Source organism: Caulobacter sp. 602-2 (assembly GCF_011043625.1).
GTDB lineage: Bacteria > Pseudomonadota > Alphaproteobacteria > Caulobacterales > Caulobacteraceae > Caulobacter.
In genome coordinates, this window is sequence record NZ_JAAKGT010000001.1 from 624,715 (window position 1) to 650,057 (window position 25,343).

Consider the following 25,343-nt stretch of genomic DNA (forward strand, 5'->3'; position numbering starts at 1 on the left):
CGCAACCCGAGCCGTTAACCTCGTTGTGGCTGGCGATTCCTAAGCAGCTGTTAACCGTAGTTAAGCTGCGACAATCTGGCGCCCTTATCCTCCCCCTGAAGGGGGAGGTGGCCCGGAGGGCCGGAGGGGGAAGTCACTACTGACGTCAGTTCAGGCGTCGACACAGCGGTCACTCCCCCCTCAGTCGCTCCGCGACAGCTCCCCCTTCAGGGGGAGCATCTTCCGCCCTACCCCTTCGCCAGCTTCACCAGCTGGACCAGGATCTTCTCGGCCGCATCCAGCCGCTGGGCGGGGGTGTCCCATTCGCCCTTCACGACCACCTTCTGGTCGGGCCGGGCCTTCCAGATCAGGCTGTTCTTGCCGATGAACTGCATCAGCGGCAGCGGGTTGGCGAACTCGTCGTTGCGGAAGCTCAGCACCGCGCCCTTGGGGCCGACGTCGATCTTGGCGACATTGGCCTCGCGGCACATGCCCTTGATGCCGACGACCTTGAGCAAGCTGTCGGTCTCGGGCGGCAGCGGGCCGAAGCGGTCGATCATCTCGGCGGCCAGGGCCTCGCGGTCGGCGGCCTTTTCGGCTTCAGACAGGCGGCGGTAGAGCGACAGGCGCACGTTCAGGTCGGGCACGTAGTCGTCGGGGATCATCACGGCCGCGCCGGTGTTGATCTGCGGCGACCAGGCGCGGTCTTCCAGCAGCGCTTCGGCGCCCTGGCGTTCGCGCAGGGCCGCCACGGCGTCTTCCAGCATCTGCTGGTAGAGCTCGACGCCGATCTCCTTGATGTGGCCGCTTTGCTCGTCGCCGAGCAGGTTGCCGCCGCCGCGGATGTCGAGATCGTGGCTGGCCAGCTGGAAGCCGGCGCCCAGGCTGTCGAGCGACTGGAGCACCTTCAGGCGCTTTTCGGCCGACTGGGTGATCTGCTTTTCGGCCGGCGTCGTCAGATAGGCGTAGGCCCGGGCCTTGGAGCGGCCGACCCGTCCGCGGATCTGATACAGCTGCGCCAGGCCGAACATGTCGGCGCGGTGCACCACCAGGGTGTTGGCCGAGGGGATGTCGAGCCCACTTTCCACGATAGTGGTCGCTAGGAGCACGTCGTACTGGCCCTCGTAGAAGGCGGTCATCACCTCCTCGAGCTGGGTGGCGCTCATCTGGCCGTGGCCGACCACATACTTCACCTCGGGCACCTGGGTGCGGAGGAACTTCTCGATGTCCTCCAGGTCCTTCAGGCGAGGCACGACGTAATAGGCCTGGCCGCCGCGATACTTCTCGCGCAGCAGGGCCTCGCGCACGGTGACGGCGTCGAAGGGCGTGATGTAGGTGCGCACCGCCAGGCGATCGACCGGCGGGGTGGCGATGATCGACATCTCCCGGATGCCCGACAGCGCCATCTGCAGGGTGCGCGGAATGGGCGTCGCGGTCAGGGTCAGCATGTGCACGTCGGCGCGAAGCTCTTTCAGCTTCTCCTTGTGCTTGACCCCGAAGTGCTGCTCCTCGTCGACGATCACGAGGCCCAGGTCCTTGAACGCGACCTGCTTGGACAGCACCGCGTGGGTGCCGACCACGATCTCCAGCTGGCCGTTGGCCAGGCCCTCGCGGGTGTCGGCGGCTTCCTTGCCGGTGACCAGGCGCGACAGGCGGGTGACCTTCACCGGCCAACCCTGGAAGCGTTCCTTGAAGGTCTTGTAGTGCTGGCGGGCCAGCAGCGTGGTCGGGCAGACCACGGCGACCTGCTTGCCGCTCATGGCCACCACGAAGGCCGCGCGCAGGGCCACTTCCGTCTTGCCGAAGCCGACGTCGCCGCAGATCAGGCGGTCCATCGGCTTGCCGGACGACAGGTCTTCCAGCACGTCGTGGATGGCGTTGAGCTGGTCGTCCGTCTCCTCGTAGGGGAAGCGGGCGCAGAACTCGTCGAACACGCCCGACGGGGGATCGGTCTCTTCCACCGACTTCAGCGAGCGGGCGGCGGCGATCTGGATCAGGCCCTCGGCCATGACCCGCAGGCGCTCCTTCGCTTTCGCCTTGCGGCCCTGCCAGGCCGCGCCGCCCAGCTTGTCGAGCTGAACGTTCTCGCCGTCGGCGCCGTAGCGGGTGAGCAGGTCGATGTTCTCGACCGGCAGGTAGAGCTTGGCCTCGCCGCCGTACATCAGGTCGAGGCAGTCGTGCGGCGCGCCCTGCACGTCCAGGGTCTTGAGGCCCTCGTAGCGGCCGATGCCGTGGTCGATGTGAACGACCAGATCGCCGGGCGTCAGGGCCGAGGCTTCCGCCAGGAAGTTGGCCGCGCGGCGCTTCTTGCGCGGGCGCGCCAGGCGGTCGCCCAGGATGTCGGTCTCGGAGATGACGGCCAGGCTGTCGGTCTCGAAACCAGCGTCCAGCGGCAGCACGACGCGCTGGGGAACCTTCGGGTCGTTGGCCTTGGCCGCTTGCCAGTAGCCGGCGAACGGCACCTTCTTCAGGCCATGGTCCGACAGCATCGTGCCCAGGCGCTCGGACGAGCCTTCCGACCATGAGGCGAAGAGGACGCGCTTACCCTCCCCGGCCAGCTTCTTGGCGTGGTCGGCGGTGGCCTCGAACAGGTTGACGCTGTCCTGGGCGCGCTCGGCGGCGAAGGTGCGGCCCTGTTTCGCGCCGAGGTCGACGACGTCCAGGCCCTGGGGCTGGAACGGCGTGAACTGGCGGTGCGGACGGTCGGAAACGGCCTCGTCCCATTCCTGGGCGGTCAGGTAGAGCGCCTTGGGCTCCAGCGGGCGGTAGGCCGACTTGCGGTCGGCGGCGGCGCGGGCGTCGTAGGCGTCGGCGATCATCGACAGCCGCTCGTCGCGGGCCTCGGCGGCCTGGTGGTCGACACCGATCAGCGAGCCGGCCGGCAGATAGTCGAAGATCGTCGCCATCCGCTCGTAAAACAGCGGCAGCCAGTGCTCCATGCCGGCGCGGCGGCCGCCGTCGCTGACCGCGGCGTACAGCGCATCATCGCCCGGCGCGCCGAACAGGCGCACGTACGAACCGCGGAAGCGCGATACGGCGTCGGCGTCCAGCAGCGCCTCGCTGACTGGCAACAGCTCGATCGAGGTCAGCTGCCTGGTCGAGCGCTGGGTTTCCGGATCGAAGGCGCGGATGCTCTCCAGGGTGTCGCCGAACAGGTCCAGGCGCACCGGCTCTTCCGATGCCGGCGGATAGACGTCGATGACGCCGCCGCGGATGGCGAACTCGCCACGCTCGGAGACGGTGGAGGCGCGGACATAGCCGTTGACCGCGAAATAGCGCTCCAGGTCCTTGATATCGACGCTCTGGCCGACCTTGGCGCTGTAGCTGGCGCGCAGCAGCACCTCCTTGGTCGGCACGCGCTGCAGCAGCGCCGGAGCCGCGACCACCAGCATGGCCGGCTTGGCCTGGCCAAGGCCGTTGGCCAGCCGGTGCAGGGTGCACATGCGCGTGGCGGCCACCCCGGCCGACGGGCCGATGCGATCATAGGGCAGGCAGTCCCACGACGGCAGCAGAACCGCCTCGATCTCGGGCGCGAAGAACTTCAGGGCGTCGATGAAGGCGCTGGCCCGGGCGGTGTCGCGGGCCACGAAGGCGGTCAGCCCGCCGCGCGCGCGCGCGACGTCGGCCATCACCAGCGCGTCGAAGCCCTCCGGCGCCCCGGCCAGGGTCAGGCCGCCGGCGGCCTTGGCGATCTGTTTGGCGTCGTAGGCCATGCTGCTCTTCAACTGTTGGCGGGCAACAACCCGCCGGAATGCAAAGGGTTCAGGCGCTGATCGACGTGTGTCAGGCGCCGTCGCCGGGCGGCCGCGAGGCGTGGGCCTCGAAGCGGAACTTGCGGATCATCGCCATGATCTCGGTCTCGAACGCCTCGGGCGTCGGCTCCTGGCCGACGATCCAGGCGTAGATCTCGCGATCGGACTGTTCGAGCAGGGTTTCCAGCACGTCGAGCTGGTCGGGGGTCAGGCTCGGGCCATGCGTTTCCGCGAACGGCCCCAGAATGAGGTCCGCTTCACGAAAGCCGCGGTGCCAGGCCCGAAACTTCAGCCGCCGGAGGCGGGCGTCGTGATCGATGGTCATGCGGCCGCCGATATAGAGCGCGCCGAGGCCTCGCGCCAGCGTCGCGGCGTCGATTGACCGAACCTGCTGACGCCTTTAGGCGCGAGGGCATGGCTTCCTTGATGATCCAGGGCTGCGGCTCCGACGTCGGCAAATCGACCCTGGTGGCGGGGCTGTGCCGGCTGTTCGCCAATCGCGGCCTTACGGTGCGGCCGTTCAAGCCGCAGAACATGTCCAACAACGCCGCCGTCACGGCCGATGGCGGCGAGATCGGCCGGGCCCAGGCGCTGCAAGCCGTGGCGTGCCGGGTTCCCGCCAGCGTCCACATGAACCCGGTGCTGCTGAAACCCCAGAGCGACGTCGGCGCCCAGGTGGTCGTGCAGGGCCGCGTCGTCGGAAACTACAAGGCCCGGGCGTTCCAAGGTCTCAAGCCCGACCTGCTGGCCACCACGCTCGACAGCTATGCCCGCCTCACCGCCGAGGCCGACCTCGTGCTGGTCGAGGGCGCCGGCAGCCCGGCAGAGACCAACCTTCGCGCCGGCGACATCGCCAACATGGGCTTCGCCCACGCCGCCGACCTGCCGGTGGCCCTGGTCGGCGACATCGACCGGGGCCACGTGATCGCCGCACTGGCCGGCGCCCACCTGGTGCTGGACGAGGCCGACCGGGCGCGGATCAAGGGCTTCATCATCAACAAGTTCCGCGGCGACCCGGCGCTGTTCGACGACGGGCGGGCGGAGATCTTCCGGCGGACCGGCTGGCCGGATCTCGGCATGGTCCCGTGGCTGCCGCCGGTGCGGTTCCTGCCCGCCGAGGACGCCGTGGTGCTGGAGCGCCCAGCCGGGCCGTTGGACGGTCGCCGCACCAAGGTGGTCGTGCCGATGCTGTCGCGGATCGCCAATTTCGATGACTTCGATCCCTTGCGGAACGATCCGGCGATCGATCTTCAGTTCCTGCCGCCGGGCGCGGTGCTGCCGGGCGACGCCGATCTGGTGATCCTGCCCGGGACCAAGGCGACGCTGGCGGACCTGGCCTTCCTGCGCGCCCAGGGCTGGGACGTCGACATCCTGGCCCACGCCCGGCGCGGCGGGCGGGTGCTGGGCGTCTGCGGCGGCTACCAGATGCTGGGGCGCAGCGTCAGCGATCCGGACGGCGTCGAAGGACCGCCCGGTTCGGCGCCGGGCCTTGGCCTGCTGGACGTCGAGACCGTGCTGGCCGGCGACAAGACCGTGCGGCCGGTGACGGGGCGTCTCGCCGACGGCGCGGCCTTCGAGGGCTACGAGATCCATGTGGGCCGCACCAGCGGCGCGGGAACCGCCCGGCCGCTGCTGACCATCGACGGCCACGGGCCGGACGGCGCGGTCTGCGCCGACGGCAGGATCGCCGGCGCCTATGTCCATGGCCTGTTCGACAAGGCCTCAGCGCGCGCCGCCCTCCTCGCCCCGCTCGGCGTCACGGCCGACGGCCAGGACCAGTCGGCGCGGGTCGATGCGGCGCTGGACGAGATCGCGCTGATCCTGGAGCGCAGCCTCGACATCGACGCCATCGCCCGGATCGCCGGACTGCCCTGATCCGGTTTTCCTGGCCCCGGCCGCCGCCGGCGGCCAAAATCGCCGCCGACGAATCCGAGTTGGGGGCCCTCATGCCGGCACGCGCCGTATCCGCCTTGCGCGACTTCCTGCGCAGCGAATCCGCCGGCGGCGTGCTGCTGATGATCGCGGCGGCCGCGGCGCTGGTCGTGGCCAACTCGCCGCTGGCGGCCGGCTACTTCCACGCCCTGCACGCCTATCTGGGCCCGCTGTCGATCGAGCACTGGGTCAATGACGGCCTGATGGCGGTGTTCTTCCTGCTGGTGGGTCTGGAGATCAAGCGCGAGGTCGTGGCCGGCGAGTTGTCGACCTGGCCGCGTCGCGCCCTGCCCGGCTTCGCGGCCCTGGGCGGCATGATCGCTCCGGCGCTGGTCTATCTGGTCATCGCCCGCGACGCGCCCGACGTGAGGGCCGGCTGGGCCATCCCGGCCGCCACCGACATCGCCTTCGCGCTGGGGGTGCTGTCGCTGCTGGGCCCGCGCGTGCCCGGCGCGCTGAAGATCTTCCTGGCGGCCCTGGCGATCATCGACGACCTGGGCGCGATCCTGATCATCGCCTTCTTCTACACCGACCACCTCACGCTATGGGCGCTGGGCGCGGCCGCCGGCGTGCTGGCCCTTCTGGTGGCGCTGAACCGCCTGAAGGTCGCCGTCCTCTGGCCCTATCTGCTGCTGGGCGCGGTGCTGTGGTTCCTGTTCCTGAAGTCGGGCGTGCACGCCACCCTGGCCGGGGTGCTGCTGGCCATGACCATCCCGCTGAGCGGCTCGCGCGGCGAGCACTCCCCGCTGCACCGGCTGGAGCACGGCCTCAATCCCTGGGTGGCCTATCTGATCGTGCCGGTGTTCGGCTTCGCCAACGCCGGCGTGGCGCTGGGCGGCATGGACGCCTCGGCCCTCACCGCGCCGGCGACGCTGGGCGCGGCGCTGGGTCTTTTCATCGGCAAGCAGGTCGGGGTCATGGCCTTCAGCCTCGGCGCCATCCGCCTGGGCCTGGCGCGCCGCCCCACCGGCGTGACCTGGGGCCAGCTCTACGGCGTCGCCGTCCTGTGCGGGGTCGGCTTCACCATGAGCCTGTTCATCAACAACCTGGCCTTCCAGGACGCCCTGCTGCGCGAGGAGACCAAGATCGGCGTGCTGGCAGGATCGGTGGCCTCGGCCCTGCTGGCCTGGCTGGTCTTCTGCCTGCCGCGCGACAAGGCTGGCGCGCCGGCCCAAGCGGGTTCAAACTAGAACGGTCAGTTCAACGAGGAGCGTCGGCCATGCTGCGTTTCGTCCTCATCGCCGCCGCGGCGGCCAGCCTCGCCCCAGCCGCGGCCCTGGCCGGCGCGCCATCGGTCGCCCAGGTCGAGGTGACCATCGGTCCCGACCTCGCCGCCAAGGCCGACAAGCTGGGCGAGCGCGAGCTCGACTACCTGGCCCGCGACCTGCAGCGCACGGTCGAACGGCGCCTGCAGCGCGCCGGCGGCCTCACCCCGTCGGGCGGGCGACTGCGTCTGGTGATCGATGACGCCACGCCCAACCGCCCCACGCCGATGCAACTGGGACGCAAGCCTGGCCTGTCGATGGAAAGCTTCGGCGTCGGCGGCGCCGAGATCTCGGGCCAGTACGTCGCCGCCGACGGCGCCAGCACGCCGATCCGCTATCGCTGGTACGAGAACGACATCTGGCAGGCCCAGTACGTCGGCACCTGGACCGACGCCGGCACGGCCTTCGACCTTCTGGCCCGCCGCATCGAGGACGGCCGGTTCGTGAAGGACTGAACGGCGCTCGCTTGCCAGATCCCTCGACGCAGCGTCTGATCGCCGTTCAGTAAAGAGGGGCGCGGACGCCGCGCCCCGGGGGAGGAAGCATGACCGCTGCGCCACGACGATCCAACGCCGTGCTGGCCGCCTACGCCTCGCCGACCCTGCCGCTGGCGGGCCTGGGCCTGCCGCTCGTCGTGTACCTGCCCGAATACTATGTCAGCGAGCTTGGCCTTTCGCTGTCGGTGGTCGGCATGGCCTTCCTGCTGGTGCGCCTGGCCGACATCATCCTGGATCCGATCCTGGGCGGCCTGATGGACCGCACCCGCAGCAAGTGGGGCCGTTTCCGTCCCTGGCTGGCGACCAGCGTGCCACTGCTGATGGCCGCCTCCTACGCGCTGTTCATGGCCAGGCCCGGCATCGGCCCGGTGTTCCTCTGGACATGGCTGATCGTCGTCTACATCGGCTTCTCGATGGCGGTGCTGGCCCAGACGGCCTGGGGCGCGGTGCTGTCGCCCGACTACCAGCAGCGCTCGCGCATCTACGGCTTCTGGAGCGCCGGCAACGTGGTCGGCATGATCCTGGTGCTGCTGCTGCCGCCGCTGGTGGCCTTCGCCTTCAAGGGCGACCATGCCGCGGGCGTGCAGGCCATGGGCTGGTTCATCATCGTGCTGATGCCGCTGACCGCCCTGCTGGCTGGCGTCGTCGTGGGCGAGCCGGCCGCGCCGACCCAGCGTCACGAGGCGGGCCTGAAACAGTACCTGGGCCTGCTCAAGCGCCCCACCGTGCAGAAGCTGCTGGCGGCCGACCTTCTGATGGGCCTGGCGCCCGGCATCGGCGGCGCGCTGTTCTTCTTCTTCTTCGAGCGCATCAAGGGCATCCCCAAGGACCAGGCCGGCATCCTGCTGCTGGTCTATTTCGTCGCCGCCCTGGCCGGTGCGCCGCTGTGGCCCTGGATCGCCAAGACCATGGGCAAGCACACCTCGCTGGCGATCGCCAGCATCATGTACGCCGTGTTCCAGGTCGCCGCCGTGATCACTCCCAACGGCGTCAACGTCTTCGGGATCGCGGTGCTGGTTCTGGCCGGCCTGCCCTACTCGGCAGCCCCGCTGCTGGTGCGCTCGATGATGGCCGACATCGGCGACGAGGAGCGGCTGAACACCGGCGTCGACCGCACCGGCCTGCTCTACGCCATCGTCAACGGCACGGTGAAGCTGGGCTTCGCCCTGGCCATCGGCGTCTTCCTGGTGCTGGAGAAGCTGGGCTTCGACCCTAAGATCCCGAGCGCGCAAGGCGACACCGCCCTGATCGTGCTCTACACCGCCGTGCCGGCGGCGCTGGGCGTGCTGGTCTCGGTCATCATCGTGCGCTATCCGCTGGACGCCAAGCGCCACGCCGAGATCCGCGCCCAACTGGACGCGCGCGACGCGGCGGAAGCCAACGCCCAGACGAGCCCGCATGACCGCCTCTCCGACCCCAGCCCCGCGCCCTCTGCAGCTCAGTGAGGAGCACCCGCTCTTCACCCTCGTGGAGATCATGGCCCGCCTGCGCGACCCGCGGGACGGCTGCCCGTGGGACATCGAGCAGACCTTCGCCACCATCGCCCCCTACACGATCGAGGAGGCCTACGAGGTCGCCGACGCCATCGAGCGGGGCGACCTGTCGGACCTGAAGGAGGAACTGGGCGACCTGTTGCTGCAGGTGGTGTTCCATTCGCGGATGGCTCAGGAACAGGGGGCGTTCAGCCTGGAGGACGTCGCCCAGGCGATTTCCGACAAGATGATCCGCCGCCACCCTCACGTCTTCGGCGACCATGCCTATGACGACCTGGCCGACCAGAAGGCCGGCTGGGAGGAACTGAAGGCCCAGGAACGCAAGGCCAAGAAGAAGGGCGGCGTGCTGGACGACGTGCCCGCCGGCCTGCCGGCCCTGACCCGCGCCGTGAAACTGACCAAGCGCGCCGCGCGCGTCGGCTTCGACTGGCCCTCGACAGACGAGGTCCTGGCCAAGCTGGCCGAGGAAGTGGCCGAACTGCAGGTCGAGATCGACGCGGGCGACCAGGCCAAGGCGCGCGAGGAACTGGGCGACATCCTGTTCGTCTGCGCCAACCTGGCCCGCAAGCTCGACGTCGAGCCCGAGGACGCCCTGCGCGCCACCAACGCCAAGTTCGCTCGCCGCTTCGCCTTCATCGAGGCCGAACTGGCCAAGGACGGGCGCACGCCCGACCAGTCGGACCTGGCCGAGATGGACGCCCTGTGGGACGCGGCCAAGGCGGCTGAAAGGAAGTAGTCAGCAGGCGACGGCTGGAGCGCGAGCTGGCGTGCTCCAGATCCTAGGGCCCTTACTCAATTGAAGGGCCCAAGAGACTTGTCATCCCGGCCGCAGGAGCGCGTCAGCGATCCGTAGAGCCGGGATCTCCCACGTCTGCAGTTTCGAAACGGTGGGAGATCCCGGCGCTCCGCTGCGCTACGGCCGGGATGACAAGATCATAAGTGGCTGAAAATGCTCGACCGTGGGTCAGATCAACCGAGATCCGGGCCCTAGTCCTCCAGCGCCTCGGGCGCGGGCTGGATGGTGACGCTCTCGCCACACCCGCAAGCATCGGTCTCGTTCGGGTTATGGAACACGAACTTCGACGACAGCTTGGTGATCTCGTAATCGATCTCAGTGCCGATCAGGAACAGCACGGCCTTCGGCTCGATCAGGATGGTGACGCCCTTGTCCTCGACGACCTCGTCGATGGGGCCCTTCTCCTTGGCGTATTCGAAGACGTACTCCTGGCCCGCGCAGCCGCCGTTCTTCACCCCCACGCGCAGGCCCGCATAGGCCTGGTCGGGATCCTCGACCGCCTTGCGGTCCATGATCTCCTTCACGCGCGCGGCCGCGGCGTCGGTCAGGGTGACGACCTTGGGACGGGGGCGGCGCGGACGGGGGCTGACGGCGGCTTCCATGGCGTGCCTCAGAACATGTTCAGCTGCAGCTTGGCCTCGTCGCTCATGCGCGAGGGATCCCACGGCGGATCGAAGGTCAGGTCGACGTTGCACGACCGGATGCCGTCGATCTCCATCACCGCATCCTTGACCCAGCCGGGCATGTCGCCGGCCACCGGGCAGCCCGGCGCGGTCAGGGTCATGTCGATGGCCACGTCCTTGTCGTCGCTGACGTCGACCTTGTAGATCAGGCCGAGCTCATAGATGTCGACCGGGATTTCCGGGTCGAACACCGTCTTCAGCTTCTCGATCAGCTGGTCGGTCAGGCGGTTCAGCTCGTCCTGGGACAGGGCCGTCGCGGCGGGGGCTTGGTCGGTCATCGGCTCAACTGAAGAAGCTACGGGCCTTGTCCAGCGCGTCCACGAACGCGTCGGCCTCGGCAGGCGTATTATATAGGGCGAAGGAAGCGCGAGCGCTCGACGTCACCCCGAACCTTTTCATCAACGGCTCGGCGCAATGGGTGCCGGCGCGCACGGCCACGCCGTAGCGGTCCAGCACCTGGGCCACGTCATGGGCGTGGGCGCCCTCGACGACGAAGCTCATCACCGCGCCCTTGCCGGGCGCCGTGCCCAGGATCCGCACACCGTTGACGCCTTCGAGGCGGGCCGCGACCCGCTCGTACAGCGCATGCTCGTGGGCCAGGGCCGCGTCGCGGTCGATGGTGTTCAGCCACTCGATGGCCGCACCCAGGCCAACGGCTTCCAGGATCGCCGGCGTGCCGGCCTCGAAGCGGTGCGGCGGGTCGGCGTAGGTGATCTTGTCGAGGCTGACCGAGCCGATCATCTCGCCGCCGCCCTGGTAAGGCGGCAGGGCGGCCAGGCGCTCGGCCTTGCCGTACAGCACGCCGATGCCCGTGGGGCCGTAGAGCTTGTGGCCGCTGAAGACGTAGAAATCGACGTCCAGGGCCTTCACATCCACCTTGGTGTGGACGATCCCCTGGCAACCGTCGAGCAGCACCGGCGCGCCGGCGTCATGGGCCAGGCGCACGATCGTGGCCACGTCGTTGACCGTGCCCAGCACGTTCGACATGTGGGTGACGGCGACCATCCTGGTCTTTTCCGACAGCAGGCCCTGGAAGGCCTCCATGTCGAGGCGGCCGTCGTCGAGCACCGGAATGAACTTCAGGACGACGCCGTAGCGCTCGCGCAGGAAGTGCCAGGGCACGATGTTGGCGTGGTGCTCCATCTCCGACAGCACGATCTCGTCGCCGGCCTTCAGGCTGCGCCCGAAGGTGTCGGCCACCAGGTTCACCGCCTCGGTGGCGCTCTTGGTGTAGACGATCTCGCCCACGTCGGCGTTGATGAAGCGCGCGATGGTTTCACGAGCCTTTTCATAGGCTTCGGTCGTTTCGTTGGCGAGCGTGTGCAGGCCGCGGTGGACGTTGGCGTACGAGGTGCGGGCCAGGCCCGTCATGGCGTCCAGCACCACGTCGGGCTTCTGGGCGCTGGCGGCGCTGTCCAGATAGATCAGCGGCTTGCCGTGCACCGTGCGCGACAGGATCGGGAACTGGGCGCGGATCGCCTCGAGATCGAAGGTCGCGCTCATTCTTCACGCCCCAGCTGCTTGGCCACCCAGGCGGCGGCGATCTCGCGGGCGCCGTCATGCTCGATGCGCTCGACCACCTCGCCGACGAAGGCCTCCGTCAGCATCGCCCGGGCTTCCAGCTCGGGAATGCCGCGCTGGCGGGCGTAGAACACCGCTTCCTCGTCCAGGGCGCCGATCGTGTTGCCGTGGGCGCACGAGACGTCGTCGGCGAAGATCAGCAGTTCCGGCTTGGCGTCGATCTCGGCCTTGTCCGACAGGATCAGGGCGTGGTGGCCCATGCGCGCGTCGGTCTGGTCGGCGCCTTCGGCGACGATGATCCGGCCCTGGAACACGCCGCGGGCCTGGTCGGCGACCATGCCCTTGGTCAGCTGGCTGGTGACGCCGTCGACGCCGCCGTGGGTGACCACGGTGGTCTGGTCGGCGTGGCGCTGGCCGTTCAGCAGATAGATCCCGTCCAGGCGCACCTGGGCGTGGGCGCCGGGATGGGCCACATGCGTCTCGATCCGCTGGCGGCGCGCGCCGCCGGTCAGGACGGTCTGGTTGAAGGTCGCGCCGGCGGCGATCTTGACGATCGCCGTGGTCACGGCCACCGCCTCCGCCGCGTCGTCGGCCAGGACGATACGCTCCAGCTTGGCGCCCTCTTCGAGGAAGATCTCGATCAGGGTGTTGGCCAGATAACGATCGCCACGGCCCTCATGGCTTTCGAACAGCACGGCCGACACGCCGGCCTTCACCACGACGCCGAGACGAGCATGGTGGGACGTGCCGTCGGTGGCCGACACGAAGCGAACACTCGCCGCATCATCGCCGTTGAACTGGATGATCGAGGCCCGCGGCTCAATCGCATTATCGGCGGCGATCGCCGCCATCGGCAGGCTCGCGCGATCGTAGGGATTGTCCGGCGCGCCGTGTTCGAAGAACTCGACGGTCTCGGTGTCTTCGCCCGGCCACCAGTTCTGGCGTCCGTTGGCGATGATCAGCTCGGCGCCCGCCTGGCCTTCGAACGGGCCGCTGGACTTGATCACGTCGAAGAACACCGGCGAGACCGGCGGCACGGTCCGGATCAGGCCGCGCAGATCGGTCCAGCGCCAGTCTTCGTGACGGCGCGACGGCAGGTCGCTGCCTTCGAGAGCGGTCGAAAGGCTCACGCGGCGGCCCCGACGTACTTGTCGTAGCCCTCGGCTTCCAGCTGCAGGGCCAGTTCCGGGCCGCCCGAGGCGACGATCCGGCCGGCGGCCAGCACGTGCACGCGGTCGGGTTTGATGTAGTCGAGCAGGCGCTGGTAGTGGGTGATCACCAGCATGCCGCGCTCAGGGCTGCGCAGAGCGTTGACGCCTTCCGAGACGATCTTCAGGGCGTCGATGTCGAGGCCCGAGTCCGTTTCGTCGAGGATCAGGAACTTCGGCGACAGCATCGCCATCTGGAAGATTTCCATCCGCTTCTTCTCGCCGCCCGAGAAGCCGACGTTCAGGCCGCGCTTGAGCATCTCGAAGTCGATCTTCAGCGAGGCGGCCTTTTCCTTGGCCAGCTTCAGGAAGGCAGGCGCAGCGATCTCGTCCTCGCCGCGGGCGCGGCGCTGGGCGTTGACGGCGGTGCGGATGAAGGTCAGGGCCGGCACGCCCGGGATTTCCAGCGGATACTGGAACGACAGGAACACGCCCTTGGCGGCCCGCTCGTTGGGCTCCAGCTCCAGCAGGTCCTCGCCGTTCAGGCTGGCCGAACCTTCGGTCACTTCATAGCCGCCGCGACCGCTCAGCACGTAGGAGAGCGTCGACTTGCCGGCGCCGTTCGGGCCCATGATGGCGTGCACCTCGCCGGCCGGCACCTCGAGCGTGACGCCCTTCAGGATCGGCTTGTCTTCGACGCGGGCGTGGAGATTGTTGATCGAAAGCATTTAACCGACGGATCCTTCGAGAGAAATCGCCACGAGCTTCTGGGCCTCGACGGCGAACTCCATGGGCAGTTGTTGCAGCACGTCGCGGACGAAGCCGTTGACCAGCAGGGCCACGGCCTCTTCTTGGCTAAGCCCGCGCTGCTGGCAGTAGAACAGCTGGTCGTCCGACAGGCGGGTGGTGGTGGCCTCGTGCTCGAACACCGACTGGCCGTTGCGGGCCTCGATGTAGGGCACGGTGTGGGCCGCGCAGGTCTTGCCGATCAGCAGGCTGTCGCACTGGGTGAAGTTGCGCGCGCCCTTGGCCTTGGGGTGAGCCGAAACCAGACCGCGATAGGTGCTGGTCGACTTGCCGGCGCTGATGCCCTTGGCGACGATCCGCGACTTGGTATTGGCGCCCAGGTGGATCATCTTGGTGCCGGTGTCGGCCTGCTGATGACCGTTGGTCACGGCGATCGAGTAGAACTCGCCCGACGAGCCCTCGCCGCGCAGCACGCAGGACGGATACTTCCAGGTGATGGCCGAACCGGTCTCGACCTGGGTCCACGACACCTTCGAACGATCGCCGCGGCAGTCGGCGCGCTTGGTGACGAAGTTGTAGATGCCGCCCTTCCCCGTCTCCGGATCTCCCGGGTACCAGTTCTGGACGGTCGAGTACTTGATTTCGGCGTCGTCCAGCAGGACGAGCTCGACCACGGCCGCGTGCAGCTGGTTCTCGTCGCGCATCGGGGCCGTGCAGCCCTCCAGATACGAGACGTAGGCGCCCTTGTCGGCGATGATCAGGGTGCGCTCGAACTGGCCGCTGTCCTTGGCGTTGATCCGGAAATAGGTCGACAGCTCCATCGGGCAGCGCACGCCCGGCGGCACGTAGACGAACGAGCCGTCGGAGAACACCGCGCTGTTGAGGCAGGCGAAATAGTTGTCCGAGGTCGGCACGACGCTGCCCAGGTACTGCTTGACCAGTTCCGGGTGCTCGCGGATCGCCTCGCTCATCGAGCAGAAGATGACGCCGGCCTGGGCCAGCTCCTTCTTGAAGGTCGTGACGACCGACACGCTATCGAACACCGCGTCGACCGCGTAGCGGGGCGCGCCTTCGACGCCGGCCAGCACGGCCTGCTCCTTCAGCGGGATGCCCAGCTTCTCGTAGACGGCCAGCAGCTCGGGATCGACCTCGTCCAGGCTTTTCGGCCCTTCCTTGGTCTTCGGCGCGGCGTAGTAGTAGGTGTCCTGGTAGTCGATCTTGGGATAGCTGACCTTGGCCCAGTCCGGCTCTTCAAGCTCGAGCCAGCGGCGGTAGGCCTCAAGACGCCATTCCAGCATCCACTCCGGCTCGTCCTTCTTGGCCGAGATGAAGCGCACGATGTCCTCGGAGAGCCCCTTGGGGGCGAACTCCTGGTCGATGTCGGTCGTAAAGCCGTGCTCGTACTTTTCGAGCGCTGCGACGGTGTCGATCGTTTCCTTGACCGCGGCCATCAAGCCACCTCCCGGCGTCGTGCGCCGATACGCTTCCAGGCGGCGAGCCAGGCGTCGCCGCACACAATCCAATCCTGTTCCGTGCTCGCCCAGCCGCCGCTGACGCGCAGCGCGAAGGGGGCGAGTTCGGGGCGATGCATGGCTTCCACCACGCGGCTGGCCTTGACCTTGCCCGACGAGCAGGCGCTGCCGGCGCTGACCATGACGCCGGCGAGATCCAGGTTCATGACCTGGACCTGCGAGGCGAAGCCGTCGGCGGCGAGACACAGGGTCTGAGGCAGGCGCCCAAGGCCGCCCTCTGGGCCCTCCCCGAGCACCACGCCGCCAGCGTCCTTGACCCGCTGGGCCAAGGCGTCGCGCCAAATGCCCTGATCGGCCGCCAGGGGCAAGTCCCGCAGGGCAGCTGACGCCGCCGCGCCGAAGCCCGAAATCCCGGCGACGTTCTCGGTGCCCGCACGGCGGCCACGTTCCTGGCCGCCGCCGTGCTGCCGGCGCACCACATTGGCTCGCGTGCCGGCGACCAGCGCGCCGACGCCCTGCGGGCCGCCGATCTTGTGGGCCGACAGCGCCAGGGTGTCGGCGCCGAGAGCGGAGAAGTCGATGGCGATCTTGCCGGCCGCCTGCACGGCGTCGACATGCAGCAGGCCGTCGGCCGCGCGGACGATCGCGCTGGCTTCGGCGACCGGCTGGATGACGCCCGTCTCGTTGTTGGCCAGCATCAGGCAGACCAGCGTCCGCCCCTCGCCCGCCAGCAGGTCGGCCAGCTTGGAAAGGTCGGCCACGCCGTGCGCATCGACCGGCAGCACCGCGACGGAGGCGCCGCTGGCGGCGGCCGTCTCGACCACGGCGTCGTGCTCGATGGCGCTGACCACCAGGCGCTTTACGCCGGAAGCAACCGCGCTTTCGATGGCCAGGGCGTTGGCCTCGGTGCCGCCGCTGACGAAGGTGACCGAGCCGGCCACCACGCCGACCAGTTCGCCCACCTGCTTGCGGGCGGTCTCGACCACGTCGCGGGCGGCGCGGCCAAAAGCGTGCACCGAGCTTGGATTGCCGGCCAGGTCGAAGGCGCGCAGCACCGCCTCACGCGCCTCGGGGCGGATCGGGGCGGTGGCGTTGTAGTCCAGATAGATGGCGGGCTTGCTGGTCACGCCGCGACCTTCGCCTCCGGCCGCAGGCGCCCTTCCAGCACGTCGGCGATGGTCACCGAGGCCAGGTACGAATGGATCTGCCGGCCCATTTCCTCCCAGAGGTCGTGGGTCAGGCACTTGGCGCCGCCGGCCATGCAGCCCTTGTGGCCGCTCTTGCCGACGCCGCAGCGGGTGGCGCGCAGGGGCTCGTCCACGGCCATGACGATGTCGGAGATCCGCGTGGCGCGGGCGTCGGCCGCCAGGCGATAGCCGCCGCCGGGCCCGCGGGCGCTGACCACCAGGCCCTTGCGGCGCAGGCGGGCGAAAAGCTGTTCGAGATACGACAGCGAGATCTGCTGGCGAGCCGCGATCTCGGCCAGGGCCACCGCGCGGCCCTCCGCCTCGTCCTGCTTGCGGGCGAGGTCGGTCATGGCCATCACGGCGTAACGTCCCTTCGTGCTCAGGCGCATCCCGCGCTCTCCCTTGCAGATTCCCCGCGCAACCGCATTTGCGTATGCTACAAGCCGCGACTTCGCGCCGCGCCCGGCAAGGGCGCTTCGCGCGATGCGGATTTAGGAAGACCAAGCGCGGCGGTCAAGTATTCCATGCGCCCTTCGCGGCGAATGGCGTGGCCCCCGACGCCCCAACTCGTGACGGGGATCTGAATGCCTGACGTTATTTTGACTGGCGCCGCGGGCCGTATCGAAGGCCGCTATTCGCCGGGCAAGACCGACAATGCGCCGATCGCGCTGATCCTGCACCCGCACCCCAAGGCCGGCGGCCACATGAATCACCCGGTGTCGGTGCAGCTGTACCACCTGTTCATGAAGCGCGGTTTTGCGACCCTGCGCTTCAACTTCCGCGGCGTCGGCCGCAGCCAGGGCGAGTTCGACAGCGGCATCGGCGAACTGGCCGACGCGGCCACCGCGCTCGACTGGCTGCAGGCCAACAACCCCGCCGCCGCCCAGACCTGGGTCGCCGGCTACAGCTTCGGCGCCTATATCGGCATGCAGCTGCTGATGCGCCGTCCGGAAACGGACGGCTTCATCTCGGTGTCGCCGCCGACCAACATGTACGACTTCAGCTTCCTGGCCCCCTGCCCGGCCTCGGGCCTGATCCTGACCGGCGGCGCCGACACCGTCGTGCCGCCCGTCGAGGTCGAGCGCGTGGTCTCCAAGCTGCGCACCCAGAAGGGCATCGTCATCGACTACGAAGTCATCGACAAGGCCACCCACTTCTGGGCCGAGCACCTGCCGTTCGTCGAACAGACCGTCGGCGGCTACATCGACAAGCGCCTGGAAGCCAACCCGATCCCGTAGGGGTCGCCGGTTTCAGGTTTCGAAGAGCCCGCTCTCGGCGACGAGGGCGGGCTTTTTTGTTTGGTCGCCCTGCGTCCTTCGAGGCCCGCTACGCGGGCGCCTCAGGATGAGGAAATCGGTGCAGGGCGCTCCTCATCCTGAGGTGCGAGCCAGAGGCGAGCCTCGAAGGACGCAACTGCGAGACAGCCCCGCCGCAAAGTTCTAAGACCGGAGGTATCGCTATCAGCGGAGATCGTCGGTTCATGCACTATGACATCGTGATCGTTGGCGGCGGCGCGGGCGGACTGGAGCTCGCCGCGCAGCTGGGCCGGAAGCTGGGTCGCCGCCAGGGCAAGGAGCGGATCCTGCTGATCGACCGCTCCGGCTTCCACATCTGGAAGCCCACCCTGCACGAGGTCGCCGCCGGCACGCTCGACGTCCACCAGGAGGGCCTGTCCTACCCGATCCTGGGCCGCGCCAACCACTTCAGCTTCCACCTGGGCGAACTGTCGGCCCTGGATCCGGCCGCCAAGCGCCTGACGCTGAAGGCCATCACCACCAAGGACGGCGCGGTGCTGGTCCCCGAACGCTCGATCACCTTCACCTGGGGCGTGATCGCCATCGGCAGCGGCTCCAACCTGTTCGGCACGCCCGGGGCCGAGACCGCTCACCTGCTGGAGCGCACCGAGGACGCCGAGGCCTTCCACACCCGCCTGCTGGCCGCCTTCATGAAGGCCTCGTTCGCGCCCCAGCGCACCATGGGCGTGGCCATCGTCGGCGGCGGCGCCACCGGCGTCGAACTGTCGGCCGAACTGCTGGAAGCCCATCGCGCCCTGCTGCAGAGCCTGGGCGCCGAACAGCGCTTCCGCCTCGACATCACCATCGTCGAGGCCGCCCCGCGCATCCTGGGCGGCCTGCCTGACAAGACCTCGGCCCAGGCCACGGTCGCGCTGGAGCGCAAGGGCGTGCACGTGCGCACCGGCGCCAAGGTCATCGCCGTCCATCCCGACCGGCTGGAGACCAGCGTCGGCGATATCCCCGCCGACCTGATCGTCTGGGCCGCCGGCGTGAAAGCGGCCGACAGCAATGTCGAGCTGGGCCTGGAGACCAACCGCCTCAACCAGTTCGTGGTCAACGACCGGCTGGAAACCTCCGCGCCCGGCGTCTGGGCCATGGGCGACTGCGCCGCCTGCCCGTGGAAGAACGGCAAGTTCGTTCCCGCCCGCGCCCAGGCCGCTCACCAGCAGGCCAGCTATCTCGCCAAGGCCCTGCTGGCCCGCCTGCGTCAGGCGCGGCTGGAAGAGCCCTATGTCTACAAGGACTTCGGCTCGCTGGTGTCGCTGGGCGAGAACAAGGGCGTCGGCGCGCTGATGGGCGGCCTGGGCGGGCCCAACTTCTTCATCGAGGGCCTGGTGGCCAAGTGGTTCTACGTCTCGCTGCACCTTGCCCACCACAAGGCCATCCTCGGCGTCAGCAAGACCGCCACCCTGGCGCTGGCGCGACTGCTGCAGCAGCGCGTGGCGGGGCGGCTGAAGCTGCACTAGTTCCCCTCTCCTAGAGGGAGGGGCCCACGCGAAGCGTGGGAGGGTGAGGGGTTACGCCGTGGGCCGGCGTGCCGGCACGCCGTCTTCAGTCCCTAACCCCTCATCCGGCGGTCTCCGCCCGCCACCTTCTCCCTCCAGGGAGAAGGATCACGGATTGACGATCCGCCCGCCCGTCATCGGCGCCTTCACCCCCGTCGTCCCCGGAAAGCTGATCGGCAGCCCCCGCGCCGTGCGCGCCGCCAGATACGCAAACGCCTCGGCCTCGATGGCGTCGCCGCGCCAGCCGTAGTCCTCCGCCGCCTTGACCGGCACGGGAACCCGCTGCGCCAGCGCCGCCATGATCTGCGGATTGTGTCGCCCGCCGCCGCAGACGATCAAGGCGCTGGGCGGGGCGTCGTTCTTGTCGAAGGCCTTGAGCACGGCGGCGGCGGTGAAAGCCACCAGGGTCGCGGCCGCGTCCTGCGCCGACAGGCGCGCCACCGCGTCCAGCGAGAAGTCGTAGCGGTCCAGCGACTTGGGCGCGGGCGCCGCGAAATAGGCGCTGGCCAGCAGGCCGTTCAGCGCCGCCTCGTCCACACTGCCCGCCGCCGCCAGCCTGCCGCCCTCGTCGAAGCGGCCAAGCCCGCGCTCCTGCAGCATCAGGTCGATCATGCCGTTGCCGGGGCCCGTGTCGAAGGCCAGCAGGGTTCCGTCCGCGCCGATCAGGGTGATGTTGGCCACCCCGCCGATGTTCAGCGCCGCCACCGGCGCGGCCAGGCCCGAGGCGCGGGCGCGGGCCTCGTGATAGATCGGCGCCAGCGGCGCGCCCTCCCCGCCGGCCGCGACGTCGGCGGTGCGGAAGTCGAAGGCCACAGGCCGCCCGGTCAACTTGGCCAGATGCTCGGCGTCGAGCAGTTGCACCGTACGCCCCACGCGCTCGGCGTTGGGGCGCTCGTGCAGCACCGTCTGGCCGTGCACGCCCAACAGGTCGAACTCGCTCCACGACAGGCCGTGCTCGGCCAGGAAGCTCTCGGCGGCGGCAAAGTGCTCTTCGGCCACCTCATGGCGGGCGTAGGCGAAGATCGCGGGCTCGGGCTCGCCGCGCTTCCAGGCCAGGGCCTGGCGCGTGGTTTCGAGCAGAAGCGCGCGGGTCTCTTCGCGCAGCTTGCGCTCGCCGCTGGGGCCAAAGCCCTGGATCGTCTCGCCGTCGGTGTCGAGCACCGCCATGTCGACGGCGTCGAGCGAAGTACCGGTCATGAATCCGAGAATGCGCATGGTTGCGTTGACTGCCACGCCCCGCCTCGGGTAGCTAGGCCCCATGACCGCCAAGGCCCTCCAGACCCGCGCCTATTACCGCCCGCTGATCTAGCGGGCGAACGACCGGTCATGTCGACGCACCGCCACCTGGCCGGCGATGCGTCCTTCTCCCTTCAAGACGACGTCTCCGGCGCCCAGCCTTCAAGGAGACTATCGATGAAACCCTCGCCACAGACCGCCCCGCCCGTGCTAGACGCGCGGACCAGCGATACAGAGAGTCGAGCCATGTCCGCGCCGCAGAGCTTCAAGTCCGAATTCCTCAAGACCCTGCAGGCGCGCGGCTACATCCACCAGATCACCCACCCGGACGAGCTGGACGCGGCCGCCGCCGGCGGCGTGGTGACCGCCTACATCGGCTTCGACGCCACCGCGCCGTCGCTGCACGTCGGCAGCTTGATCCAGATCATGATGCTGCGCCGCCTGCAGCAGGCCGGCCACAAGCCGATCGTCCTGATGGGCGGCGGCACCACCAAGGTCGGCGATCCGACCGGCAAGGACGAAAGCCGCAAGCTGCTCTCCGACGCCGACATCCAGGCCAACATCGCCGGCATCAAGCAGGTGTTCGCCAAGTTCCTGACCTTCGGCGACGGGCCCACCGACGCCATCATGGTCGACAACGACGAGTGGCTTTCGAAGTTCGGCTACGTGCAGTTCCTGCGCGACTACGGCGTGCACTTCACGGTCAACCGCATGCTGGCCTTCGACTCGGTGAAGCTGCGGCTCGAACGCGAGCAGCCGATGACCTTCCTCGAGTTCAACTACATGCTGATGCAGGCCACCGACTTCCTGGAACTGAACCGGAAGTACGGCTGCGTGCTGCAGATGGGCGGCTCGGACCAGTGGGGCAACATCCTCAACGGCGTCGAACTGACGCGCCGCGTCGACCAGAAGGCCGCCTTCGGCCTGACGACGCCGCTGTTGGCGACGGCCTCGGGCGCCAAGATGGGCAAGACCATGTCCGGCGCCGTCTGGCTCAACGCCGAGCAGCTGTCGCCGTACGACTACTGGCAGTTCTGGCGCAACACCGAGGACGCCGACGTGGGCCGCTTCCTGAAGCTGTTCACCGACCTGCCGCTGGACAAGATCGCCGAGCTGGAAGCCCTGCCGGGCGCCCAGATCAACGAGGCCAAGAAGGTGCTGGCCGACGAGGCCACCCGCATGGCCCACGGCGAGGAGGCCGCCAAGGCCGCCCGCGACGCCGCCGAAAAGGCCTTCGAGCAGGGCGCGCTGTCGGCCGACCTGCCGACGGTCGAAGTCGCCGCCTCGGTCCTGGCCGAGGGCGTGGCCCTGGCCGTGCTGGCGACCGACATCGGCCTCACCGCCTCGCGCGGCGAGGCTCGACGCCTGGCCCAGGGCGGCGGCCTGCGCCTCAACGACGCCCAGGAAAAGGACGGCGACCGCCTGGTGACCAACGCCGACCTGATCGACGGCGTGGTCAAGCTGAGCCAGGGCAAGAAGAAGATCGTGCTGGTCAAGCCGGTCTAAGCTGATGCTTCATCCCGGGTCGCCCGAGCCGACCCGGGATGCTTGCGTGATGGTTTTGGAGAGAGTGCGATGCTGAGCCCCGGCGACAAGGCCCCCGAGTTCGACCTGCCCACCGATACCGGCCGCGTCAGCCTGGCCGGCCTGAAGGGCAAGAACGTCGTGCTCTACTTCTACCCGAAGGACGACACGACCGGCTGCACTTCCGAGGCCCTGCAGTTCTCGGCCGAGGTCGAGGAGTTCGCCAAGGCCGGCGCGGTGGTGATCGGCGTGTCCAAGGACAGCGCCGCCAGCCACGGCAAGTTCCGCAAGAAGCACGACCTGACGGTCGAGCTCGGTTCCGACACCCTGGGCGAAACCGTCGAGGCCTACGGTTCGTGGGTCGAAAAGAGCATGTACGGCCGCAAGTACATGGGAATCGACCGCTCGACCTTCCTGATCGACGGCGAAGGCGTGGTGCGCGAGATCTGGCGCAAGGTGAAGGTGCCCAACCACGTCAAGGCGGTGCTCAAGGCGACCCAGGCCTTGAAGGGCTAGCAATGAGATTTCGCTGGGCTACCATCGGGGTCCAGCCGGAGTCGCCCGTGCGCACCAAGGTCTTGACCGTCGAAGTGCCCGCCCCGCTGGCCGATCAGATCGGCCGGCTGGCCGTTCGCCAGGATCGATCGCAGGACGCGGTCGTTCGTGAGGCGCTGACCGCCTGGGCCGATCGCGAGGAACGCCTGCGCACGCTGACCCTTGAGGGCATGGCCGACGTCGACGCCGACCGCTTGGTCGAGCAGGCGGCGATGGAGGCTTGGGCCGAAGGCCTCGACAGCGATAGCCCGCGGCGCTGATGCGTCTGGTCTGGACCGGCAAGGCCGCGTCGGACCTCGCCCGCCTTCACGCCTTCCTGGCGGACGTGAACCCACGCGCCGCCGCCCGCACGGCCAGGGAACTGGTGGCCGCTCCCAAGCGCCTCCTCGACGCGCCCAGGCTCGGCGAGCGGCTGGAAGAGTTCTCCCCGCGCGAAGTGCGACGCCTGGTGATCGGCGGCTATGAGCTCCGCTACGAACTGACCACGACGACGATCTTCGTGCTGCGGCTCTGGCACACGCTGGAAGACCGGTAGCGGCGCTCACTGTGGCGCCGGCGCCGCAAAGCCGCGCTTTTCGGCCACTTCTCCCGTGTCGCGTGTAGCCAGCCCGTTCATGTCGGGTTAATCGACGCAGGTTCATGGTCGAAACTTGGCCATCCGCGCCTTCGCAGGTGCGAAGAGTCTTGCGCATTTCCGCTTTCTCGTTGCATATCCCCCAGACCTTGAAAACTGGGGGGTTTCCTGGGCATGGCGATCGCGCATTTTCAACGCCTGCGTAAGACCCTCGAAGGTCTGTTTCCGGAACGTCATCTGTATGTCCGCTCGGGCGGCGAGATGCGCGGCTACGTGCTGTCGACCAACAAGCAGCTGGCCTGCGCGGCCGGCGTCGGCGCCGCGGCGCTGTGGATGGGCGTCTGCACCGCCGCCATGCTGGTCAACGCCCTGGCCGTCAGCAACACCGACCAGGTCGTCCTCAAGCAGAAGGCCTATTACGAGCGCATCAACGCCGATCGCCAGGCCCGCCTGAACAGCGCCGTGGCCCAGCTGTCGGCCACCAGCGGCTCGCTCGACGAACTGGCCACCTCGGTCGAGAAGCGCCACGCCGCGCTGGCGCTGCTGGTCAGCGACTTCAAGGGCGCGCCCGGCGCCGCCCAGGCCCTGGCCGTCAACAAGCCGGCCCTTGCCTCGGCCTCGCCCGTCGAGCGGATCCAGGCCACGCGCATGGATCAGGAACGCCTGATCGACGCCGCCGAGGGCTATTCCAAGAGCCGCGCCGAGCGCCTGCGCCAAGCCATGCGCATGGCCGGCCTCGACGCCGGCAGCTTCACCGGCCGCGGCGGCTCGCTAGGCGGCCCGCTGATCGAGGCCAAGGACCCCCGCGCCCTGGCCGCCGTGCTGGACGTCGACGAGGAGTTCGCCGCCCGCATCCACCGCGCCGCCAGCGACATGTCTGACATGCGCGCCCTGGGGGCCGCGGCCCAGCGCCTGCCGTTCAACCGCCCGACCGCCAACCCGGCTCTGTCGAGCAGCTACGGCGTCCGCTTCGACCCGTTCACGCACCGCCCGGCCTTCCATTCGGGCCTGGACTTCCCCGGCGCCTTCTACACGCCGATCATGGCCACCGCGCCCGGCGTGATCTCGTTCACCGGCGTGCGCTCGGGCTACGGCAACACCGTCGAGATCGACCACGGCGGCGGCTTCAAGACCCGCTACGCGCACCTGCAGGGCATCGCTGTCCGCGTCGGCCAGCGCGTCGTCATCGGCCAGCGCGTCGGCGCCATGGGCTCCACCGGCCGCTCCACCGGCCCGCACCTCCACTACGAGGTCTGGGTCAATGGTCGCGCCCAGAACCCCAACCGCTTCCTCAAGGCAGGCGAGTATGTTCAGCAAGCCGGCTAAGGGGTCCAAGACCCCGGTCCAGATCGAGCCCCTTCCCGCCCTGGCGCCCGCGCCGGTCGAGACCCGCAAGGCCCCGCCCCGCGTGGCCTCGCTGATCTCGTCGGACATCACCATCGAGGGCGGCGTCAACGGCGACGGCGAACTGCAGATCGACGGCGTGGTGCGCGGCGACGTCCGCGTCGGCCGCCTGACCGTCGGCGAGACCGGCCATGTCGAGGGCGGCGTCTACGCCGAGGCCGTCGAGATCCGCGGCCGCGTGGTCGGCGCCATCACCGCCAAGCAGGTGCGCCTCTACGGCACCGCCTATGTCGACGGCGACATCACCCACGAGCAGCTGGCCATGGAAACCGGCGCCTTCTTCCAGGGTCGCAGCCTGAAGTTCCAGCGCCCGGCCCCGCCCCAGGCCGCCCCTGTGGCGCCGGCGCCGGCCGCTCCGGCGGCCGACCTGACCCTGACGGCGCGCCCGGTCGGCTAGGGCTCGCCTTGCCATCTTCGCCCGAGCTCGGTTGGCGCGCCTCGCTGAGAGCGCGAGATCGCCGACGTACGCGCCGTTCCATATTCACGATCCTGGCTTGGATAGGCGCGTTGCTCGCGGCCTGTGCGGTTTCCGTGGGTCTGGCCGGGTGGGCCTGGGTCCTGCTTTTCGACGCTGCGCCACCTTGGGACCTACTCGGCGGCGCATTGGCGCTCCTCGAAACGCCGCTCTTCGTATGTTTGGCAAACCGCCGCGTCGCGCCTCTCCCACCGGTCCCCGGCGAGACCGCCGAGGAAATGGCCGCTAACGCCTTCTTTCGCGAGCGCACCTAGACCCCAAACGAAAAACGCCCCGGATCACTCCGGGGCGTTTATCGTTTCA

General features: G+C 68.9%; 24 protein-coding genes. 13 read left to right on the top strand and 11 right to left on the bottom strand.

Annotated elements, in window-relative coordinates:
- Positions 1–227: 227 nt before the first annotated feature.
- Both mfd and G5B46_RS02800 read right to left on the bottom strand, forming a co-directional pair.
- Positions 228–3,692 (bottom strand): transcription-repair coupling factor, encoded by a 3,465-nt coding sequence (mfd, locus tag G5B46_RS02795; RefSeq protein WP_165255852.1) that lies wholly within the window; start codon positions 3,690–3,692, stop codon positions 228–230.
- Positions 3,693–3,762: 70 nt separating this feature from the next.
- Positions 3,763–4,056, bottom strand: coding sequence for a succinate dehydrogenase assembly factor 2 (locus G5B46_RS02800; RefSeq protein WP_165255854.1), 294 nt, complete (start codon positions 4,054–4,056; stop codon positions 3,763–3,765).
- An 89-nt stretch (positions 4,057–4,145) separates the two neighbouring features.
- Here G5B46_RS02800 and G5B46_RS02805 point away from each other — a divergent pair, with 89 nt between their 5' ends.
- The 5 genes from G5B46_RS02805 (at position 4,146) to mazG (ending at position 9,654) form a co-directional block, all read left to right on the top strand.
- A complete protein-coding gene (locus tag G5B46_RS02805; protein WP_165255856.1) occupies positions 4,146–5,606 on the top strand; it encodes a cobyric acid synthase in 1,461 nt (486 codons plus the stop codon).
- A gap of 71 nt (positions 5,607–5,677) precedes the next feature.
- Positions 5,678–6,853, top strand: coding sequence for a Na+/H+ antiporter NhaA (gene nhaA / locus G5B46_RS02810; protein WP_165255858.1), 1,176 nt, complete (start codon positions 5,678–5,680; stop codon positions 6,851–6,853).
- A 29-nt stretch (positions 6,854–6,882) separates the two neighbouring features.
- Positions 6,883–7,383, top strand: coding sequence for a hypothetical protein (locus G5B46_RS02815; RefSeq protein WP_165255859.1), 501 nt, complete (start codon positions 6,883–6,885; stop codon positions 7,381–7,383).
- Between the two features lie 89 nt (positions 7,384–7,472).
- Positions 7,473–8,870, top strand: a complete 1,398-nt coding sequence (locus tag G5B46_RS02820; protein WP_165255861.1) for an MFS transporter — start codon at positions 7,473–7,475, stop codon at positions 8,868–8,870.
- Positions 8,824–9,654 carry a nucleoside triphosphate pyrophosphohydrolase gene (mazG, locus tag G5B46_RS02825; protein ID WP_165255862.1) on the top strand — a complete coding sequence of 277 codons (831 nt, stop codon included), beginning with the start codon at positions 8,824–8,826 and terminating at the stop codon, positions 9,652–9,654. The genes G5B46_RS02820 and mazG overlap by 47 nt, the downstream gene beginning before the upstream one ends.
- 251 nt (positions 9,655–9,905) lie before the next feature.
- Here mazG and G5B46_RS02830 read toward each other — a convergent pair whose 3' ends face one another.
- The 8 genes from G5B46_RS02830 to G5B46_RS02870 are packed head-to-tail and all read right to left on the bottom strand — an operon-like array spanning position 9,906 to position 16,861.
- Positions 9,906–10,316 (bottom strand): iron-sulfur cluster assembly accessory protein, encoded by a 411-nt coding sequence (locus tag G5B46_RS02830; protein ID WP_165255864.1) that lies wholly within the window; start codon positions 10,314–10,316, stop codon positions 9,906–9,908.
- A gap of 8 nt (positions 10,317–10,324) precedes the next feature.
- Complete coding sequence (locus tag G5B46_RS02835) at positions 10,325–10,675, bottom strand: SUF system Fe-S cluster assembly protein (RefSeq protein WP_165255866.1); 351 nt, start codon at positions 10,673–10,675, stop codon at positions 10,325–10,327.
- Positions 10,676–10,679: 4 nt separating this feature from the next.
- On the bottom strand, positions 10,680–11,900 hold the full coding sequence (locus tag G5B46_RS02840) for a cysteine desulfurase (RefSeq protein WP_165255867.1): 1,221 nt from the start codon (positions 11,898–11,900) through the stop codon (positions 10,680–10,682).
- Positions 11,897–13,048: a Fe-S cluster assembly protein SufD gene (gene sufD / locus G5B46_RS02845; RefSeq protein ID WP_346764858.1), complete on the bottom strand. Its 1,152-nt coding sequence runs from the start codon at positions 13,046–13,048 to the stop codon at positions 11,897–11,899. The genes G5B46_RS02840 and sufD overlap by 4 nt, the downstream gene beginning before the upstream one ends.
- A complete protein-coding gene (gene sufC, locus G5B46_RS02855; protein WP_101711973.1) occupies positions 13,045–13,794 on the bottom strand; it encodes a Fe-S cluster assembly ATPase SufC in 750 nt (249 codons plus the stop codon). The genes sufD and sufC overlap by 4 nt, the downstream gene beginning before the upstream one ends.
- Complete coding sequence (gene sufB, locus G5B46_RS02860; RefSeq protein WP_116563600.1) at positions 13,795–15,264, bottom strand: Fe-S cluster assembly protein SufB; 1,470 nt, start codon at positions 15,262–15,264, stop codon at positions 13,795–13,797. It lies immediately after the preceding gene.
- Complete coding sequence (locus tag G5B46_RS02865) at positions 15,264–16,412, bottom strand: cysteine desulfurase family protein (protein ID WP_165255869.1); 1,149 nt, start codon at positions 16,410–16,412, stop codon at positions 15,264–15,266. The genes sufB and G5B46_RS02865 overlap by 1 nt, the downstream gene beginning before the upstream one ends.
- Positions 16,409–16,861 carry an Rrf2 family transcriptional regulator gene (locus G5B46_RS02870; protein ID WP_165255870.1) on the bottom strand — a complete coding sequence of 151 codons (453 nt, stop codon included), beginning with the start codon at positions 16,859–16,861 and terminating at the stop codon, positions 16,409–16,411. Before G5B46_RS02870 ends, G5B46_RS02865 begins: the two co-directional genes overlap by 4 nt.
- Positions 16,862–17,056: 195 nt before the next feature.
- Here G5B46_RS02870 and G5B46_RS02875 point away from each other — a divergent pair, with 195 nt between their 5' ends.
- Together G5B46_RS02875 and G5B46_RS02880 are read left to right on the top strand one after the other, a co-directional pair.
- A complete protein-coding gene (locus G5B46_RS02875) occupies positions 17,057–17,710 on the top strand; it encodes an alpha/beta hydrolase (protein ID WP_101717897.1) in 654 nt (217 codons plus the stop codon).
- A 242-nt stretch (positions 17,711–17,952) separates the two neighbouring features.
- Complete coding sequence (locus G5B46_RS02880) at positions 17,953–19,233, top strand: FAD-dependent oxidoreductase (RefSeq protein ID WP_165255872.1); 1,281 nt, start codon at positions 17,953–17,955, stop codon at positions 19,231–19,233.
- Positions 19,234–19,380: 147 nt separating this feature from the next.
- Here the strand turns inward: G5B46_RS02880 and G5B46_RS02885 are convergent, their stop codons facing one another.
- Positions 19,381–20,487, bottom strand: a complete 1,107-nt coding sequence (locus tag G5B46_RS02885) for an anhydro-N-acetylmuramic acid kinase (RefSeq protein ID WP_165256496.1) — start codon at positions 20,485–20,487, stop codon at positions 19,381–19,383.
- A 198-nt stretch (positions 20,488–20,685) separates the two neighbouring features.
- Here G5B46_RS02885 and tyrS point away from each other — a divergent pair, with 198 nt between their 5' ends.
- The 6 genes from tyrS (at position 20,686) to G5B46_RS02915 (ending at position 24,962) form a co-directional block, all read left to right on the top strand.
- On the top strand, positions 20,686–22,014 hold the full coding sequence (gene tyrS, locus G5B46_RS02890) for a tyrosine--tRNA ligase (RefSeq protein WP_205691436.1): 1,329 nt from the start codon (positions 20,686–20,688) through the stop codon (positions 22,012–22,014).
- A 69-nt stretch (positions 22,015–22,083) separates the two neighbouring features.
- A complete protein-coding gene (locus tag G5B46_RS02895; protein WP_165255875.1) occupies positions 22,084–22,548 on the top strand; it encodes a peroxiredoxin in 465 nt (154 codons plus the stop codon).
- Between the two features lie 47 nt (positions 22,549–22,595).
- Positions 22,596–22,847, top strand: a complete 252-nt coding sequence (locus tag G5B46_RS02900; RefSeq protein ID WP_165255876.1) for a ribbon-helix-helix protein, CopG family — start codon at positions 22,596–22,598, stop codon at positions 22,845–22,847.
- The gene (locus tag G5B46_RS02905; protein WP_165255878.1) at positions 22,847–23,122 is read left to right on the top strand and encodes a type II toxin-antitoxin system RelE/ParE family toxin; all 276 of its coding nucleotides are present in this window, start codon (positions 22,847–22,849) and stop codon (positions 23,120–23,122) included. The genes G5B46_RS02900 and G5B46_RS02905 overlap by 1 nt, the downstream gene beginning before the upstream one ends.
- 213 nt (positions 23,123–23,335) lie before the next feature.
- Positions 23,336–24,487 carry a peptidoglycan DD-metalloendopeptidase family protein gene (locus tag G5B46_RS02910; protein WP_165255880.1) on the top strand — a complete coding sequence of 384 codons (1,152 nt, stop codon included), beginning with the start codon at positions 23,336–23,338 and terminating at the stop codon, positions 24,485–24,487.
- A complete protein-coding gene (locus G5B46_RS02915; RefSeq protein ID WP_165255882.1) occupies positions 24,468–24,962 on the top strand; it encodes a polymer-forming cytoskeletal protein in 495 nt (164 codons plus the stop codon). Before G5B46_RS02910 ends, G5B46_RS02915 begins: the two co-directional genes overlap by 20 nt.
- Positions 24,963–25,343: the final 381 nt, after the last annotated feature.

Coding starts and splice junctions, on each gene's coding strand:
- G5B46_RS02800 (WP_165255854.1), bottom strand. CDS start 4,056: ATGACCATCGATCACGACGCCCGCCTCCGGCGGCTGAAGTTTCGGGCC.
- G5B46_RS02840 (WP_165255867.1), bottom strand. CDS start 11,900: ATGAGCGCGACCTTCGATCTCGAGGCGATCCGCGCCCAGTTCCCGATC.
- G5B46_RS02815 (WP_165255859.1), top strand. CDS start 6,883: ATGCTGCGTTTCGTCCTCATCGCCGCCGCGGCGGCCAGCCTCGCCCCA.
- G5B46_RS02805 (WP_165255856.1), top strand. CDS start 4,146: ATGGCTTCCTTGATGATCCAGGGCTGCGGCTCCGACGTCGGCAAATCG.
- G5B46_RS02910 (WP_165255880.1), top strand. CDS start 23,336: ATGGCGATCGCGCATTTTCAACGCCTGCGTAAGACCCTCGAAGGTCTG.
- G5B46_RS02905 (WP_165255878.1), top strand. CDS start 22,847: ATGCGTCTGGTCTGGACCGGCAAGGCCGCGTCGGACCTCGCCCGCCTT.
- G5B46_RS02875 (WP_101717897.1), top strand. CDS start 17,057: ATGCCTGACGTTATTTTGACTGGCGCCGCGGGCCGTATCGAAGGCCGC.
- sufC (WP_101711973.1), bottom strand. CDS start 13,794: ATGCTTTCGATCAACAATCTCCACGCCCGCGTCGAAGACAAGCCGATC.
- G5B46_RS02915 (WP_165255882.1), top strand. CDS start 24,468: ATGTTCAGCAAGCCGGCTAAGGGGTCCAAGACCCCGGTCCAGATCGAG.
- G5B46_RS02835 (WP_165255866.1), bottom strand. CDS start 10,675: ATGACCGACCAAGCCCCCGCCGCGACGGCCCTGTCCCAGGACGAGCTG.
- G5B46_RS02820 (WP_165255861.1), top strand. CDS start 7,473: ATGACCGCTGCGCCACGACGATCCAACGCCGTGCTGGCCGCCTACGCC.
- tyrS (WP_205691436.1), top strand. CDS start 20,686: ATGAAACCCTCGCCACAGACCGCCCCGCCCGTGCTAGACGCGCGGACC.
- G5B46_RS02880 (WP_165255872.1), top strand. CDS start 17,953: ATGCACTATGACATCGTGATCGTTGGCGGCGGCGCGGGCGGACTGGAG.
- G5B46_RS02895 (WP_165255875.1), top strand. CDS start 22,084: ATGCTGAGCCCCGGCGACAAGGCCCCCGAGTTCGACCTGCCCACCGAT.
- mfd (WP_165255852.1), bottom strand. CDS start 3,692: ATGGCCTACGACGCCAAACAGATCGCCAAGGCCGCCGGCGGCCTGACC.
- sufB (WP_116563600.1), bottom strand. CDS start 15,264: ATGGCCGCGGTCAAGGAAACGATCGACACCGTCGCAGCGCTCGAAAAG.
- G5B46_RS02830 (WP_165255864.1), bottom strand. CDS start 10,316: ATGGAAGCCGCCGTCAGCCCCCGTCCGCGCCGCCCCCGTCCCAAGGTC.
- nhaA (WP_165255858.1), top strand. CDS start 5,678: ATGCCGGCACGCGCCGTATCCGCCTTGCGCGACTTCCTGCGCAGCGAA.
- mazG (WP_165255862.1), top strand. CDS start 8,824: ATGACCGCCTCTCCGACCCCAGCCCCGCGCCCTCTGCAGCTCAGTGAG.
- G5B46_RS02885 (WP_165256496.1), bottom strand. CDS start 20,487: ATGCGCATTCTCGGATTCATGACCGGTACTTCGCTCGACGCCGTCGAC.
- G5B46_RS02870 (WP_165255870.1), bottom strand. CDS start 16,861: ATGCGCCTGAGCACGAAGGGACGTTACGCCGTGATGGCCATGACCGAC.